Raw genomic sequence first — 16,548 nt, forward strand, 5'->3', positions numbered from 1 at the left:
GGAGGAAATCATTATGGACCTAATTAAGCACTACATTTCAGCAAGTTGTATTTCATTCACATTTAGTAGTCTATTTTATCTTTTTTTTAGTTGGTTAAAAGTTTTCCCACCTATGGATGAAGTAATGATTGTTCATATGATGATTATTTCAATTTGCATCATCTGTTTGATTTTTATTACGCATCAGTTACCCATTCAAAATCCGCTCATTTTAAGGTTCATTGAATTACTAGATGTCATCATTGTACTTCTTGTTGCAGGTGCAGTTTTCAAAGTTTTCCCATTCACTTGGTATGAGACACCGTTCATTATCACTACTGGAGTATTGACTTATATTGTAGTCATTGTCGTTACGTTTATGGGTAATCAAATGAGCGCTACGCAAATTAACGCCGCCATTGCAGGTAAAAAAAGGGGTGTCCCTATTGACTAACATAATTGAGGTAATTGGATTGTCGAAATCATTCGGAAAAATAAAAGCTGTAAACGACATCAGTTTCTACGTAGAAAAAGGCGCCATGTTTTCTTTTTTAGGTACGAATGGTGCTGGGAAATCGACGACTATTTCAATTCTCTTGACGCTCCTCCAGCTAGACAGTGGTCATGTCTATGTAAATGGTTATACGGTCGGCAAGCACGACCAAGCCATTCGCCAGGAAATCGGCGTCGTATTTCAAGAGAGCTTACTTGATCCTTTATTGACCGTCAAAGAGAATTTAGCGATTCGGGGATCTTTTTATGGGATGCCGCGGCAAGAACGTAACGTTGCGATTACTCGAGTTATGGATATCGTGGATATACAGTCTATTTCGAATCGACCTTATGGGAAATTATCAGGTGGACAACGACGACGAGTGGATATTGCGCGCGCCCTTATTCATAAACCGAACATCTTAATTTTAGACGAACCGACAACAGGGCTTGATCCAGAAAGTCGAAAAAACATATGGGCTACCATACTGCAACTTCAAAAAGAAACAGGTATGACTGTTTTTCTAACGACACATTACATTGAAGAAGCAGCAAACTCGGATTATGTTGTCGTTATGAAAAAAGGTAGCATCGTGGCAAAAGGAACTCCTGAACAGTTGAAAAATAACTATTCAACAGATTTACTGACAATTTCTACGGAGCGAGCAGATGAGCTGCGAAGCTTGCTCATGTTAGATGGATTGGATTTCGATAACGAAAAGTCGCTGTTTACTATCCGCCTTAATCATACGACGGAAGCGATACCAATTTTGGTGAAATTCACTTCTTTCATCTCATCTTTTGAAGTGAAGAAATCCAGTTTGGATGATGTTTTTATCGCCATCAATGGAAAGGTTGGGAATCCGGATGATCGCATTTGCTAAACGGAATATCTTATTGTATTTTCGGGATAAAGCCACTGTCTTTTTCTCACTTCTAGCCGTCATTATTTTAATCGCATTGTACGTTTTATTCTTAGGGGATATGACCGCCAAAGGGCTTCCGGACTTCCCTGCAAAAAAGGCAGTGCTCACTACCTGGTTCATTGCTGGGATCCTAGCGGTAACCTCTATGACAACGACACTCGGCTCATTTGGCATCCTGGTAGAAGATCGCGCAAATAAAACATACATGGATTTTTACTCTTCCCCTATTCCAAGAACAAAGTTGGTGGGTGGCTATATCATCAGCGCATTGGTTATAGGTTTTATCATGTGTATGATTACGCTTCTTGTTTCAAATCTATTTCTCTTCGTTTCCGGAGAAGTGGTGCTGTCGTTCGGTAAAATGATGGCGACAAGCGGTGTAATTATCTTATCCGTATTAGCTAGCGGATCAATGGTGCTTCTGTTGGTTTCCTTTTTCAAAACGTCAAATGCATTTGCCGCAGCAAGCACGGTTATCGGAACACTTCTTGGTTTTTTAGCTGGCATCTATATTCCGATTGGTGGACTGCCTGATTACATCCAATCAGTTGTCAAGCTGTTCCCGGTTTCCCATTCAGCCGCACTGTTTCGGCAATTAATAATGGAGGCACCCCTTCTAGAGGCCTTCTCTACCGCGCCAGTTGCCATGAAGCAAGCATTCGAAATTGATATGGGCATGTTATACGACATCTATGGTAAAAAAACTACCCAGTTATTTAGTATTATGTATCTCTGTGGTACAACATTGCTTTTTTTCGGACTATCATTACTTGTTATGCGAAGGAAAAATAAATAAGCTTACACGTGCATATAGAGGGTGTTCCTCAATGCACGTGCAAGCTTTTATGTCATTCATTAATTCACCAACCGTCCCGTTATTCCTTGCGCTTCCCAGTAAGCATCGCGAATTTGGACTTTTTGAATTTTGCCAGATGCTGTTTTTGGAAGTTCATTGACGAAAGTGATGCCTGTAACTACTTTGAAATGGGCTAACTTTTCTTTGCAGAAAGCAATAATTTCCTGTTCGGTTGCGCTTCTATGCTCGCGTAATACAATATATGCGTGAGGTGTCTCTCCCCACTTCTCATGTGGAACCGCAATGACAGCAGCTTCCAGTACCGCAGGGTGTTCGTATAGGACACCTTCTACTTCAATCGATGATATATTCTCTCCGCCACTAATGATGACATCTTTCTTTCGGTCTACGATGTTGATATAACCATTTTCATCAATAGTCCCCATGTCCCCTGTTAAAAGCCGGCCATTTTGCAACGCTTGTTCCGTTGCATGATCGTTTTTCCAATAGCCTTTCATAACACCATGACTCCGCACTGCAACTTCCCCGACTTGTTTCCCGTCATGGGCAACTTCCACTCCATTTTCATCGACAATCCTAACATCGCTACCAATCATCGAGAATCCAGCCTTCGCTTTCAATTCAGTCTGTTCATTTTTTGACAACCCGGTCAAATGCGAGTGGATCGTTGAAATGAGGCTAAGCGGAGAGGATTCCGTCATACCATATACTTGAATGAACTCCCAACCCAGCTCTTCTTCTACCCTGACGATGAAGGCAGGAGGTGGTGCAGATCCTGCAATCACCACGCGAATGTCTTGATTGATGACCGGATGATGCTGATCATGATACAGCAGCAACGCATTTAATACGGTTGGTGCCATATGCAAGATGGATACTTTATGTTCTTGAAGTGCTTTAAAAATGGATTCAGGCGTCGATTTTCTTGAACATATATGTGTAGCCCCATTTGCCGTGTAGTAAAAAGGAGAGCCCCAGCCATTGACATGGAACATTGGAAGAACGTGCAAATAGACGTCCGAGTCAGTGACCCTCAAATGATGCATCGTACTAAGCGCATGTAGATAATTATTACGATGCGTCAACATGACCCCTTTTGGATCTCCCGTTGTTCCACTCGTATACAGTAAGCTACAGACATCATTTTCATCCAGTTCAGCACGGTCAAATGCATCAGATGAATAAGTAGCTAGCCAGTCGTCATAGCCTGTTTCTAGTGTTTCTTGATCTTTGTAGTGAACAATAATATGCTTTACCGTTTCAAATTGATCGATCACTGGTTTAATTAACCCATAGAGATCTTGGTCAACAAAAAGAACTTTGGCTTCACTATGATTTAAGATGAATACGTAATCTTCCGGCTTTAAACGAATATTGAGCGGAACCATTACTGCACCAATTTGATAAACGCCATAAAACCCTTCCAACATTTCAAGAGAATTCCCTGCTAAATAAGCGACCCTGTCCTCTTTTCCAATCCCTAACTCGCGTAGCCCTCTAGAAAGTTGGTTTACTCTATTATTCAGTTGTCGGTATGTAAAAACACGTTCTTCACAATGTACCGCATCCTTTTCTCCATACAAAGCAACTGCTCGATCGAGAAATTGCGGCAATACTAGTGGCATATTCATATAGATCACCTCACCATTTTGATATAGTATATAACACTTTGAATTTTCTGTCATCAGTAGTTGTGCAACTTAGTGAGTAATTAATATGGATATGATTTATTAATAGAATGGAAAAAGTCTGATCTGTTAGCTAGAAAGCTCACTAACAGATCAGACTTCCTTATCTCATGCTCTACACTAGAACGGTCCAAAGTAGCATCGTAACTATAATTGTTGTTACGCCTTGTAACAGCGTAGCCATCGTTTGTGCCTTATACGCATCCGTCACTGTCATGCCACTAAATTGTGTAACAACCCAGAAGAAGCTGTCATTCACATGGCTAACAGTCATTGCTCCGGCACCAATCGCCATGACTACAAGCGCAAGTGGAATCGCTCCTTCAATGCCCATTGAAGGCAATAGTGGTGCTATTAATGTTGAGGTGATGACAAGTGAAGCAGTCGAAGATCCTTGGGCTGTTTTCAATGCGGCTGCGATAATAAATGGAATAAGGAGGAACAGTGCACCACCCGCTAACGCCTCCATATTCATGTTTGCGATAAGGTCTGCGATACCTGAATTTGAAATAACTTTCCCGAATGCTCCTCCTGCCCCAGTGATAAGAAGAATAGGAGCAGCTTCTTTCAATGCATCGCCAATCCAACCTGAAAGCGTTTCCTCATTGAATTTAGGAAGTAACAAAAACGATGCCAGCACACCGAATAGAAGCGCGACGGATGGTGCTCCTAAAAATCGTAGGAAGTTGATAAAACCAGTGTCTTCGCCATTAAGCGCTGCAACCGATCCTACTCCAATCAATACTATCGGCAGAACAATTGGCAAGAATGCTTTAAACGTGGAAGGCATTTTCCCGAACGATTCAACAATCTCTTCGTAATTCAGCCCGCCTTCCTCGGTATCTTCCGGTACTTCGATTTTTGAGGCTACTTTTACTGCCCAGAAATAACCAACGATAACCGCTGGAATCGCAACGAATAGTCCAATTAAAATAATAGTCCCTAGATAATTTTCCGCACCGATATTACCAGCAGCAGCAATTGGTCCCGGGGTTGGAGGAACTAACGTGTGTGTTGCATACAATCCGGTTGCTAGTGCAATTGACATCGATGCAATCGCCACTTTTGAACGTTTCGCCAATGCCTTTTTCAAACTTGCTAATATAATGAAGCCAGAATCACAAAAAACAGGGATTGATACGATATAACCGATGATTGACATTGCCAACTGAGGGCGCTTTTCACCGATTACTCGTAAAACGACTTCCGCCATTCTATATGCCGCACCCGATTTTTCTAGAATGACTCCAATAATAGTCCCCGCGACAATGACAATCCCAATCGATTTCATTAATCCGCCGAATCCTTCATTGACATTTTCCACTACCGTGAGCAATGGCATGCCTGAAGCAATACCGACGAAAAATGCGCCGAGCAGTAAAGATAAAAACGGATGAACTTTAAAAACAGCTGTCAACACAACAACGAGCACAACACTAAGTGCAATAACTGCAAATAACATCTCTACACCCCTTTTGTATAGTTAGTTAATTAAATAATTCTCCATTACCAGCTTTGTTTTCACTCTTAAATAATGACTTGCATACGCAATCGACTCTTGTGAAGAAACCGTTCCGTCTGTAATCGCATGTAATTCGTTGAATATGGGCGCCAATAGATCCCGGCTCTCTTGATCTATCACACCTGAAATAAGAATGATTGGCTTTCCCTCTTTATAGGCCATTTTCGCAACTCCAAATGGTGTTTTACCCGATAATGTCTGACTATCAGTTTTGCCTTCACCTGTAATAATTAAATCTGCGTCAGTAATTTGTTTGTCGAATGAAATCGCATTCAACACAACATCGATACCCTGTTCCATTTCCCCAGGAAAAAAAGCTTGAAAAGCACCTCCGGCTCCCCCTGCCGCACCTGCTCCTTTTTTCCCGTGTAGAGAAATGCCGGTTAGTTGTTCAATTACATCGGCTAACCTCGTCAAGTTTTCGTCAAGTCTATTTACCATTGCAGGACAAGCCCCTTTTTGTGGACCGAAAACAGCGGAAGCACCAGTTGGTCCGACAAATGGGTTACTGACATCACACGCAATTAGAAAAGTGCTTTCTGAAATTCGTTTATCAAAATCATGCATATCGATTGCATGAAGATTACCAAGTGAACCTCCCCCCCTTGACAATTCCACTCCGTTTCCCCCCAGAAAACGCATTCCAAGTGCCTGTAACATTCCTACACCACCGTCGTTTGTCGCACTTCCCCCAAGCCCAATAATAAAATTGCGTAAGCCCGCGTCAAGTGCATGAACAATCAATTCGCCCGTGCCATAAGTCGATGTAACAAGTGGATTTCTTTCCTCTTCGTGCAACAGCATCAATCCAGATGCTTCCGCGATTTCAATGACAGACGTTTTCCTATCTCCAAGAACGCCATAAGCCGCCCCGACTTCTCGGCCAAGCGGATCTTGTACGACGACGGATACGATTTCTCCCCCAGTAGCGCCAACCAAACTGCTCATCGTTCCTTCCCCGCCATCAGCCGCAGGAAGCATAACTGTCTCGATAGAGGGGTCAGCATCATAAATGCCTGCCGCCATCGCTTCAGCTGCTTCAACGGCCGTTAAACTACCTTTAAATGAATCTGGTGCCACAACTACTTTCAAAAATACTTCCCCCTTAACTAAAGCGCTTACTAATAGTATAGTTGAGCTATTCAGATAATACGTTATGCTAATTGTATAGAATTACCCGTAATATTTCCGGAAAAGTTATACATGGGGGATAGAATAATGCTGACAAAGCAACTTGCAGATGAAATTGTTGAACAAACGATGGTCCGGTTAAACCGTAATTTGAATGTCATGGATACGAATGGAATGATTTTGGCTTCTGGTGAAGAACAGCGCATCAACAAAATACATGAAGGTGCAGCATACGTCGCAAAAACGAAGGAAATATTATGGATTACAGAAGAAAACATGGTAAATTGGCATGGCACAAAACCAGGCGTCAATATGCCGATTCATTTTCAGCAACAATTAGTTGGTGTCATTGGAATAACCGGTAATCCTGCAGATCTCCGAGAAATCGCAACACTTGTACAATTAACAACTGAAATGATGGTTCACCAGTCACTCATTACCTCGCGGGCGGAATGGAAACGGAAGATGAAAGAACTGATTTTTGAAGAGTTAATTAGCGGTGAGCCGCTTTCGTTGATTGTTAAGGAGAGACTTTCTCTTTTGGGATTTAGCACAATAAATCCATACACAACACTTTTGATCGAATTTAAGAGCTTCCTACCTTCCTCTCAAAGAATCATTGAAAAATTGGAGGATCAATTTGAAAAAAACTCTGTTCTCATTGGACATTCACAATTGAATGAGGTATTCATTTTAATTAGCGGAATGACTGAAACTACTTTGAAGAGGAAACTTTCTATTTTACTACTTACTTTGCAGAAAGACTCCCTTGTCAGAATTGGCGTTGGCTATCCCGTCAATTCTTTAGATGAAATTCGTTACTCCTATACTACCGCCAAAAATGCATTGCAATTTGCACAACCAACACAACATCTCATATACTTTGAGGATGTCGAGTTATTGGCCCTACTGAAAAAAAACGCCTCATCGAGTGAGACGTTCAGATTTTCAAGTAGAGTGTTAAAGGGATTGAATGAACAAATGAAACGTTCACTCTCCATCTATTTTTCTTGTAATCAGAACAACACTATAGCTGCTGCAACCTTAGAAATTCACCGCCACACATTAACGTACCGGCTTCGAAAAATAGAAGAAATTAGCGGCTATAACCCAACCCTCTTTCATGATGCAGTTTTATTGAAAATCGCTCTTTTACTAGATGAAAAATAGGTATCGATCCCCCCTTTAGCTATCCATGCCTAAGGGGATTTTCACATTTTCTCTATTCAGTTTTCTCGATTACCGTTCTCCCTCCCGCATACAACCCACTTGCAGATAAGCCCATCATCAAACCCACAAGTATACCTGCCTTAATGTCTTCTGGATAAATATAAATAATGCCCCCTACAACACCGAAGAGTAGTGATATGAACGGCAGTAGCCGCCTTGGCATCCCATACATCTTCAATAATTCCACGATTCCGATGATAAGCGGAATTAAAACGACATCATAGATTTCCAACGTTTCTCCTCCTCGAATAATTAGTCTACAATCGGATAACTGCTCAATAAAGTAAATGAATACGTAAATTTACTTGTGAAATCCAGTGGAGGTTCAACGGATTGGATGTGAATGTACAGAATTGTTGGTTGCATATAGAGCCAATGGTTATGTAATGAACTAACAATCAGCCTTTGCCGGGAAATAGAGTGCATGAATACTATGACAACTGACGTGCATTGAACACTTTGAGCTGCACCTTTTAAGGATTTTCATCGAATTTAGCATCTACATCTCCTACACTCTATGAAAAGTGACATGGATACATGTGTATTAATCTCCCAGACTTTTACTATATAATTAATTTATTATCATAAAATATCTATTTATTATATTTAGAAAAGTATCACTATAGTGAAACGTTGTAATATAAACGTTAATTGAAATAACAGCGTTTCCAATAATTATTTTTGACAATTGAAAACGTTTAATTGTATTATAGTGAAATATGAAGGAGGCATCATCATGTCACAGCTAACTAAAAAACAGATCGTGGAGAGTGTTCCGCAAAAAGGCTTCTTCGGGCACCCGAAAGGTTTGTTCACATTATTCTTCACGGAATTCTGGGAACGGTTCTCGTATTATGGTATGAGAGCAATACTCGTGTACTATATGTACTACGAAGTATCAAATGGCGGACTTGGCTTAGATAAAACTATCGCCTTGTCCATCGTGTCAATTTATGGTTCGCTGGTCTACATGTCAGGTATTATTGGCGGCTGGTTAGCTGACCGGGTATTCGGTACCTCCAAAGCAATATTTTATGGTGGAATATTCATTATGCTTGGTCATATCGCGCTTGCAATTCCCGGTAACATTTCACTGTTCTTCGTTTCGATGATTCTTATCGTAATTGGGACAGGGTTACTAAAACCAAACGTCTCCAGTGTAGTTGGTGACATTTACCCTGAAAACGACAACCGTCGTGATTCAGGATTCAGCATCTTCTATATGGGTATTAACTTAGGTGCATTCATATCACCACTTATCGTTGGTAGTTTAATGAAAACAAGTTTCCATCTAGGATTCGGTGTTGCTGCTATTGGAATGTTTTTCGGATTATTAATGTTCGTTTTGACAAAAAAGAAAAGTCTCGGCTTAGCGGGTACACAAGTAGCGAATCCATTACAACCGTCTGAGAAAAGAAAAGTATTCTCAATTTTCGCAATTGCGGCTGTAGTGATTGGGGTTCTTGTTGCAATATCCATTCCTCGAGGTTGGTTGACTTTTGAATCATTCATTGTAATTGTCGGTATTCTCGGCTTCCTTATCCCAACGGTTTATTTTATTGTTATGTATAAGAGTCCAAAAACGACTGATGTGGAACGGTCCCGAATAATTGCGTTCATCCCGCTCTTCTTAGCAGCTGTCGTATTTTGGGCAATTGCCGAGCAAGGTTCAACAATTCTTGCAGTTTATGCAGATACACGAACAAACCTTAATATTTTTGGCTATCAAATTTCACCAGCCTTTTTCCAATCATTTAACCCATTGTTCATCATTACAATGGCCCCTGTCTTTGCATGGCTATGGATGAAACTTGGTGATCGGCAACCGAATATTCCGCAGAAGTTCTCGTTAGGTCTTCTGTTTGCAGGTTTATCATTCATCATTATTTTAGTGCCCGGCTATTTAGGTGGGACAGATGCTCTTGTGAATCCACTATGGCTCATCCTAAGCATCTTTGTCGTCGTCTTAGGGGAACTGTGCTTATCTCCGGTAGGATTGTCAGCAACGACTAAACTGGCGCCGGTAGCGTTCTCTGCGCAGACGATGAGTCTGTGGTTCCTATCGAATGCTGCTGCACAAGCGCTTAACGCACAGATCGTCAAATTATATAAACCTGAAACTGAAATGATGTATTTTGGAATTATCGGTGGAACAGCGATTCTATTAAGTTTCCTCTTATTCGCAATGTCGCCGGTTATCCAACGATTTATGAAAGGCGTACGCTAATACAATTGAAATAAAACAAGCAGCCCTGTAAACTCACAGGGCTGCTTGTTTTGTTTCAACATAAGTTTTAAATCTTGCATTTAACAACGTCGAGTAAACTCAACATAGGATAGTTTACTGTAAGTTCCCCGTTCTATTGGATGAACATATAGTATCTAATAGAATGAAATAATACGTTAGTTAATATGGTCAAGGAGTGATAACTTTGAGAAGAAGCGACTCAGTATTCAATACGGGATTACAAAATAACGATAGTTCAACGGATACTGGTGCTAAAATTTCATTATGGGGTTCAGCAATTTCTACCTTAGGGGATGCCCTACAAACCCTAGGGGCCGCTATTTCAATCGAAGAAAGTAGGATTTCTGACATTCAACAGCAACAAGAACTTGATAAATTACAGAATCAAATTGACGAATTAAAAAATGATCAAGTACAGAATAACTCGCAGAGTACTGATATTGAGAAACTCAATAAGTTTTTGGAGATAATTGTTAAACGCTTAGAAAAGGAAGACGATACAAAAGAAAATTAAATACGCAAATTGAGTGGAGTAAAATCGCAAGATACAAACTCACTTGAAAATATCAGTTTTTAATTCGTTTACAAGCTTCACTAAATTATTCGTCATCTACTTACCAATATTATGATTATGATAACAAATTGTACTGATTAAGATTAAATCATCGTCAGTTCGCAATAACCACCGATTCTACCATGTCCCTCTATTCTCCATATGAATTACAAAACCACGGCCACAAGCGTAATGAATTCCCTTGAGGCGGACAAAACAACTAAATAGCTTAGTAAATAACAAATCGCAGTCTTTTCAACGCAGAACAATCAATATACAAGACTTTTTGAATGCTGATAACTCTAATGTGACAAAAGGAGAATTATTATATTTCGAGTTTCTTGATGAAGACCTTAACTTTTAAGAACCTGTTACGTTTCAAGCATCTATTACGACTGATAAAAATTCAAGCGACAAAATAGCGATAACTTCGCCCCTACTATTTGAACTGTTAAGGGCGAAACATTCGAAGGAATAAAAAAGTACTTATTTATATTGAACAAATAGAGAGCGAAGTCGCTTAACAAAGGAAAGTAGGCATCACCTCCCCCTAGATAATTCAATGGGTTCTTAATTTCAACATATCTTTTGCACTATACACAAAATTTTTATTTAGATTTAGCGAGAAATTAAACCACTTAGTGAATCTAGGTGGTTTTTTGTTTATTTAACTTCTGAAAAAGTACGATTTCTTCTGTTTTTTTGCTTCATTCAAATAGAAAATTTGGAATCTCAACTCAATCATACTTTTTTAATTTCAGAATAGAAGAAATTAATTATCCTGTTGAATTCATTTTTATAATAAATTGTTTTTCTATTTCTATTTCAATGATAAGATGAATTTGACCCTATTTTTAGATTAGAATGAAAAGGAGGATAATTATGATTGTTGGCTTGTCTATTATTTTAATACTAGTTTTATTTTTGCCGTTCACAGTAAAAATAGTTGAACGGAACTTAGAGGTGTTTTTATTCATTATGGGGATTTCCGCGGTCCTTGTCAGTCAAGTACTTGACTCAACATTGATCGTTAAAGCCCTGGAGGATCCGATACATATAACCCTAGCCGTTATTATCGCAGGATTAGTATTCCGCTGGTTACAAAAACCTTTCGAAAAAAGTATACGAGGCATGAGCAAAGCAATTCCATTTCGCTTATTCTTAGCACTTATCGTTATCGTTTTAGGAATCCTTTCTAGTGTCATTACAGCAATTATTGCAGCAATTGTCTTGGTCGCAATAGTAGGCGTTTTGCGCCTTGACCGTAAATCAGAAATCCGCCTTGTCATCATTGCTTGTTATTCAATTGGGCTTGGTGCTGTTCTTACACCAATCGGGGAACCTCTATCAACAATCGCAACAAGCAAATTGGATGCAGACTTTTTCTATTTACTACGATTAATCGGTCCTGATATCATTCCAGGCGTCATTGCTTTTGGAATACTGGCCGCAATCATAATCAAGCCTTCAAACAAGTTGAACAGTTTAAAAGTTAATCAAGGAACCGAATCGTATATGGATATTATTATTCGTGGGATTAAAGTATATCTGTTCGTAATGGCCCTGACATTGCTTGGTGCAGGTTTCGAACCATTTATCGAAAGATACCTATTAGATTTAAACCCTCTTGTATTATATTGGATTAACATGATTTCAGCAGTGCTTGATAATGCTACATTAGCTGCAGCAGAAATCAGCCCTGTTATGAATGATTCGACAATTAAAGCCCTTTTACTTGGACTGTTAATCAGCGGAGGTATGTTAATACCCGGAAACATCCCAAATATCATAGCTGCCGGAAAACTTAATATTAAAAGCAGTGAGTGGGCTCGTTTTGGTGTTCCGATTGGCTTGATTGCAATGGTTATTTATTTCATAGTGATCGTGACTGTCGGATGAATTGAAAAAAGGATGTAAAGTGAGGGTTTCCCACTTTACATCCTTTTCCGTTTCTTAGGAAATTATAAAAACTCGTACTATGGATAAGTTACCACATAGAGATTTCACGTCCAGACTCCTAACAGGCACTTGCACTTGCGCTTTTGTTTTTTATACTTATTTCTTCTTGGTAACTCTTCCAAGAGCGAAAGCTCCGACAGCCAAGCCAAGAATTGTATTTGTTTTCTTATTGAACACTTGTTTAACAACAAGATTCAAGTTTTGTGGTCTTTCAGCAAGGCGACGCATGAAATAGCCGTACCAGTCATTCCCAAAAGGAACGTATGTACAGAAATTATACCCTTCGCTAGCCAATTGCAATTGCATGTCCTTTCTAAAACCGTATAGCATTTGGAACTCGAATTTATCATTCGGGATGTCATTTTCTTTAACAAATTGTTTTACATGATTAATGACATGATGATCATGTGTTGCGATTGATGTGAATTTACCATTTAACAAATGCCATTCGATCAACTGAATATAGTTTTCATCGATTTCTTTTTTATCTTGATAAGCATATTCTTCAGTCTCTTTATAAGCACCTTTTACAATACGCAAACGGAAACTTTTATAATTTTGAATATCTTCTACCGCGCGGAAGAAATAAGCTTGAATTACCGTTCCGATATTGTCATAGTCCTTAGACAACTCATCAAGGAGATCAAATGATGGTTGCAAACGAGCATGATCTTCCATATCAAAGTTAATAAAAATTTCATAACTTTTTGCTTTAGCAGCAATTTCTTTTAGATTTTCCAAACAGAAATCAATATCTATATCTAAACCTAATTGAGATGGTTTTAGAGAAATATGAGCATCGACCCCGTGTTCGTGAATAGCTTCGATGACTTCCAAAATTTGTTTTTTCGCAGCTAATGCTTCCTCTTTTTCAAAGACGAATTCCCCAAGGTTATCTACCGTACAAGAAATCCCGTGTGCATTCAGTTCTTTAATACTTTGGATAGTTTCAGCTACATTAGTTCCTGCTACAACATTTTGTGCTCCCATTTTTAAGCCGTATTTTTTTGCCGCGCTATTCAACAGCTGGTTTTGGGACAATCCGATAAAGAAGTCTTTTAACATGTTATATGCTCCTCAATATTGTTTTTTATTTTTTAATTATATCACACGACCGTGCTTTTGCTGAAATGATAACTGGTTACAGATTCATTAGTTGTTCAAAGAACTTTTTTCTAGATAATTTTGCCACACTTCGACAAGTAAGCAAATGCCCCAATAGATTAGACCTACCAAAATATAAACCGTCATATAGTCGAATTCCCTGCCCCCAACGATTTTTGCGCGTTGAAACAGATCGGGCACAGTAATCATCGCAGCCAATGAAGATGCTTTGATCAAATCTAGTAGAACATTAGACAATGGCGGAATTGCGATTCGTGTTGCTTGTGGTAAAATTACAAAAAGCAATGACTGCCAATAGGACATCCCTAATGCAGTGGCAGCTTCCCATTGTCCCTTATCAATTGAGTTAAGCGACGATCGGATAATCTCAGCCATATAAGCTGAAGAGTGAAGGCTGAAGCCTATTAAAGCGGCTGTGACAGCTGAAAATTGAATTCCGATATTAGGCAAACCAAAATAGAGTAAAAATAAGAATACAAGCATCGGTGTACCCCGCATATAGGATATGAAGATACGTGCTGGCCACCTAAATAGTACTAATTTAGACGTTCTGCCTAGCGCCAGGAAGAAACCCAATATCAGCCCGCACACCATCCCCCCAAAGGAAATGAGTATGGTGTAACCAACCCCCTGCAAAATATACGGAAATGACTCGATGGCAAGCTGCAAATCGAAAATGTGTTGCCATTCAATTCCACTCACATTACAAGCCGCCTTTTCGATTATTCAAAATCATAGTCTTGTTCAACTGATACATCTTCCCCACCAAAGAATTGCTTCGACAATTCGGAAATTGTTCCATCCGCGTGCATGTCGACAAGTACGGAGTTCACTTGCTTTAGTAGTTCATCATTGTCTTTTTTCATGATGATTGCTTGGACATTCGGATGATATTTGATATCCGGATGGATCATGATTTCAAACTCCGGAAATGCAGCAAGCGCCAATTTTTGTAAGTAGTAATCATTCAAGATGACATCCGTACGACCTATAGAAACATCACGCAAATACACATCATTTGTGACGTTATCATAAATCACCTCTTCAGCACCGTGATCGCGTCCAACTTGCATATAAACGGAAGTTGCAGCCCCAGCCGCTTTTTTTCCTTTCAAATCTTCAAGAGACTCAATACCTGAATGATCCGATTTCCGTACGATAGCAGTACCGAATGAATACTTATAAGGCTCCGAAAAAGTAAATTTCTCTTCCCGTTCGGGTGTGATTTCAATATCATTCACTGCTAGATCAGCTTGCCCACTATTCAAAGAAGTAAGCATTCCATCTAGACCCATTTCAACGTATTTGATCTCCAGCTTCAGACGCTTTCCTAGCTCGTTCATTATTTCAACCTCGTACCCCGTTAGTTCCTTGCTTTCGCCGTCATGGTATGATGCTGGATAAAGAGTTCCTGACGTTGCGACAACAATTTCACCTTTTTCTTGAATGTTCTCCCAAGCGGAAGTTTTAGAACCACTCTCCTTATTTGTGTCGCCACTAGCACCACAAGCAGCTAAAACAACCATCATTGAAAATAGTAATAAAGACAGGAAGATTTTACTAAGATGTTTTTCTTTTGTCATCGAGATTCTCCTTTTGAAAATAGTATTTTACAACTAATTGTCCACTGAAAATTATAATACATTCTTAGTTAAGATGTAACCCTTATGATTCTAAAATAGGAATACAGATAGTTTAGAATAGGGGGTTTATTAGAGAAAAATGAAAAATAGTGATGGGATTATGGTATATTCATAAACAATTAGTTTTATATTCAGAGTGAAAGGAGATGTTCCCAAATGTGGGGATCTTTCAAGTTGGATAGCATTAAAGACCTGATACGTATTTCACTCAAAGGGTTTTCTCAAGTAATGTTAATCGACAATGCAATCTCAGGAGGGCTAATTCTTCTAGGGATAATGCTGCACTCTCCCCTTCTTGGATTAATGGCACTACTGTCTTCCATGATTGGTACGGTGACGGGAAGATATTGTGGAGGAGACCAAATTGCAGTTAGCCATGGAATCTATGGATTTAACGCCATCCTTTCCGGTATCGCGGTAATGTTATTTTTACAAAATGATTGGAACTGGGTTATTGCACTATTTGCTGCAATAGCAGCTGCTTTGCTTATGGCTATCTTATCGAGGTTTTTAGCCAAGTGGAATATTCCCTTGCTCACTTTTCCATTTCTTTTTGTAACATGGGTTAGCCTTTTTGCGGCATATCGGTTTAGCGCAATGCATGTAAACCCGTCATTTGTCACATCATCTCCTGCTAACTGGAATCTTCCAGTTGAAGGTAAACCCAATTTCTTTCTCGGTTTAATAAAAGGTGTAGGTGAAGTATTCATTATTGACTCTCTATGGGCAGGTTCGCTTATTCTAATTGCTCTCTTCGTGGCTGGATGGAGATTTGGTGTCTATGCGATTATTGGGACATTTGTGTCTTGGCTAACTGCATACTCGCTAGGGGTCGATGTTGAATTGCTAGATTTAGGTCTCTATAATTATAATGCCGTGTTAGCAATGATTGCCGTGGGTCTAATGTTCGATGAAAAAAATAATTTCCCCCTAATGGGTATATTTGCAGCTGCAATGACAGTCCCAATTGCAGCAGGTATGGATTTAATTCTTTATCCAAAAGGGCTTCCCGTATTAACATCTCCCTTTATCATTAGTACATGGCTATTTTTAGCGATGAGGAGAACGATACCCATATTTGAGCCACAAATCACAGAAAAGTAGCAAGAAAATACATAATTAAAATGTGTAAAGACCCGCAAAAGCAATTAGCTTTTTGCGGGTCTTGTTTTAATAAGAATAAGAAAGTATTAGTTTTTTGACTTAGAATAGTGTCTAGCTTCAGGCGCTTTTCT

At 39.4% G+C, this 16,548-nt stretch carries 15 protein-coding genes and 1 pseudogene; 8 read left to right on the forward strand and 8 right to left on the reverse strand.

The window, feature by feature from the left end; all coding sequences use genetic code 11:
- Positions 1 to 13 precede the first annotated feature (13 nt).
- Genes MKZ26_RS03590 through MKZ26_RS03600 form a run of 3 tightly spaced genes read left to right on the forward strand, consistent with a single transcriptional unit; the run spans position 14 to position 2,193 of the window.
- Complete coding sequence (locus MKZ26_RS03590; protein ID WP_340764467.1) at positions 14 to 433, forward strand: hypothetical protein; 420 nt, start codon at positions 14 to 16, stop codon at positions 431 to 433.
- A complete protein-coding gene (locus tag MKZ26_RS03595; RefSeq protein ID WP_340764469.1) occupies positions 417 to 1,355 on the forward strand; it encodes an ABC transporter ATP-binding protein in 939 nt (312 codons plus the stop codon). The genes MKZ26_RS03590 and MKZ26_RS03595 overlap by 17 nt, the downstream gene beginning before the upstream one ends.
- Complete coding sequence (locus MKZ26_RS03600) at positions 1,339 to 2,193, forward strand: ABC transporter permease (protein WP_340764470.1); 855 nt, start codon at positions 1,339 to 1,341, stop codon at positions 2,191 to 2,193. The genes MKZ26_RS03595 and MKZ26_RS03600 overlap by 17 nt, the downstream gene beginning before the upstream one ends.
- A gap of 59 nt (positions 2,194 to 2,252) precedes the next feature.
- On the opposite strand, the gene MKZ26_RS03605 is transcribed toward MKZ26_RS03600, so the two are convergent.
- The 3 genes from MKZ26_RS03605 to MKZ26_RS03615 form a co-directional block, all read right to left on the reverse strand.
- Positions 2,253 to 3,845, reverse strand: coding sequence for a long-chain-fatty-acid--CoA ligase (locus tag MKZ26_RS03605; RefSeq protein ID WP_340764472.1), 1,593 nt, complete (start codon positions 3,843 to 3,845; stop codon positions 2,253 to 2,255).
- A gap of 172 nt (positions 3,846 to 4,017) precedes the next feature.
- Positions 4,018 to 5,364 carry a GntP family permease gene (locus tag MKZ26_RS03610; protein WP_340764474.1) on the reverse strand — a complete coding sequence of 449 codons (1,347 nt, stop codon included), beginning with the start codon at positions 5,362 to 5,364 and terminating at the stop codon, positions 4,018 to 4,020.
- A gap of 21 nt (positions 5,365 to 5,385) precedes the next feature.
- A complete protein-coding gene (locus MKZ26_RS03615) occupies positions 5,386 to 6,516 on the reverse strand; it encodes a glycerate kinase (protein WP_340764476.1) in 1,131 nt (376 codons plus the stop codon).
- A 126-nt stretch (positions 6,517 to 6,642) separates the two neighbouring features.
- Between MKZ26_RS03615 and MKZ26_RS03620 the strand changes: the two genes are divergently transcribed.
- Positions 6,643 to 7,725, forward strand: a complete 1,083-nt coding sequence (locus MKZ26_RS03620; protein ID WP_340764478.1) for a CdaR family transcriptional regulator — start codon at positions 6,643 to 6,645, stop codon at positions 7,723 to 7,725.
- Positions 7,726 to 7,777: 52 nt separating this feature from the next.
- Here the strand turns inward: MKZ26_RS03620 and MKZ26_RS03625 are convergent, their stop codons facing one another.
- Positions 7,778 to 8,017 (reverse strand): hypothetical protein, encoded by a 240-nt coding sequence (locus MKZ26_RS03625; protein WP_067209032.1) that lies wholly within the window; start codon positions 8,015 to 8,017, stop codon positions 7,778 to 7,780.
- Positions 8,018 to 8,037: 20 nt separating this feature from the next.
- Positions 8,038 to 8,214, reverse strand: a pseudogene (locus MKZ26_RS03630) (DUF1259 domain-containing protein); the annotation flags it as partial.
- Between the two features lie 307 nt (positions 8,215 to 8,521).
- Here MKZ26_RS03630 and MKZ26_RS03635 point away from each other — a divergent pair.
- The 3 genes from MKZ26_RS03635 (at position 8,522) to MKZ26_RS03645 (ending at position 12,485) form a co-directional block, all read left to right on the forward strand.
- On the forward strand, positions 8,522 to 10,012 hold the full coding sequence (locus tag MKZ26_RS03635; protein ID WP_340764481.1) for a peptide MFS transporter: 1,491 nt from the start codon (positions 8,522 to 8,524) through the stop codon (positions 10,010 to 10,012).
- A gap of 205 nt (positions 10,013 to 10,217) precedes the next feature.
- Positions 10,218 to 10,547 carry a hypothetical protein gene (locus MKZ26_RS03640; RefSeq protein WP_067209027.1) on the forward strand — a complete coding sequence of 110 codons (330 nt, stop codon included), beginning with the start codon at positions 10,218 to 10,220 and terminating at the stop codon, positions 10,545 to 10,547.
- A 921-nt stretch (positions 10,548 to 11,468) separates the two neighbouring features.
- Positions 11,469 to 12,485: a DUF1646 family protein gene (locus tag MKZ26_RS03645; protein WP_340742067.1), complete on the forward strand. Its 1,017-nt coding sequence runs from the start codon at positions 11,469 to 11,471 to the stop codon at positions 12,483 to 12,485.
- A 156-nt stretch (positions 12,486 to 12,641) separates the two neighbouring features.
- Here MKZ26_RS03645 and MKZ26_RS03650 read toward each other — a convergent pair whose 3' ends face one another.
- The 3 genes from MKZ26_RS03650 to MKZ26_RS03660 all read right to left on the reverse strand — a co-directional run bounded on the left by MKZ26_RS03650 (position 12,642) and on the right by MKZ26_RS03660 (position 15,253).
- Positions 12,642 to 13,610, reverse strand: a complete 969-nt coding sequence (locus MKZ26_RS03650) for a proline dehydrogenase family protein (protein ID WP_340764483.1) — start codon at positions 13,608 to 13,610, stop codon at positions 12,642 to 12,644.
- A gap of 87 nt (positions 13,611 to 13,697) precedes the next feature.
- Positions 13,698 to 14,372: an amino acid ABC transporter permease gene (locus tag MKZ26_RS03655; protein WP_067209019.1), complete on the reverse strand. Its 675-nt coding sequence runs from the start codon at positions 14,370 to 14,372 to the stop codon at positions 13,698 to 13,700.
- A 20-nt stretch (positions 14,373 to 14,392) separates the two neighbouring features.
- On the reverse strand, positions 14,393 to 15,253 hold the full coding sequence (locus MKZ26_RS03660; protein WP_445683399.1) for a transporter substrate-binding domain-containing protein: 861 nt from the start codon (positions 15,251 to 15,253) through the stop codon (positions 14,393 to 14,395).
- A 216-nt stretch (positions 15,254 to 15,469) separates the two neighbouring features.
- Between MKZ26_RS03660 and MKZ26_RS03665 the strand changes: the two genes are divergently transcribed.
- Positions 15,470 to 16,417 (forward strand): urea transporter, encoded by a 948-nt coding sequence (locus tag MKZ26_RS03665; RefSeq protein ID WP_340764485.1) that lies wholly within the window; start codon positions 15,470 to 15,472, stop codon positions 16,415 to 16,417.
- The last annotated feature ends 131 nt before the right edge of the window (positions 16,418 to 16,548 follow it).

Source organism: Sporosarcina sp. FSL K6-6792 (genome assembly GCF_038004885.1).
In the GTDB taxonomy this organism is placed as follows: Bacteria; Bacillota; Bacilli; order Bacillales_A; family Planococcaceae; genus Sporosarcina; species Sporosarcina psychrophila.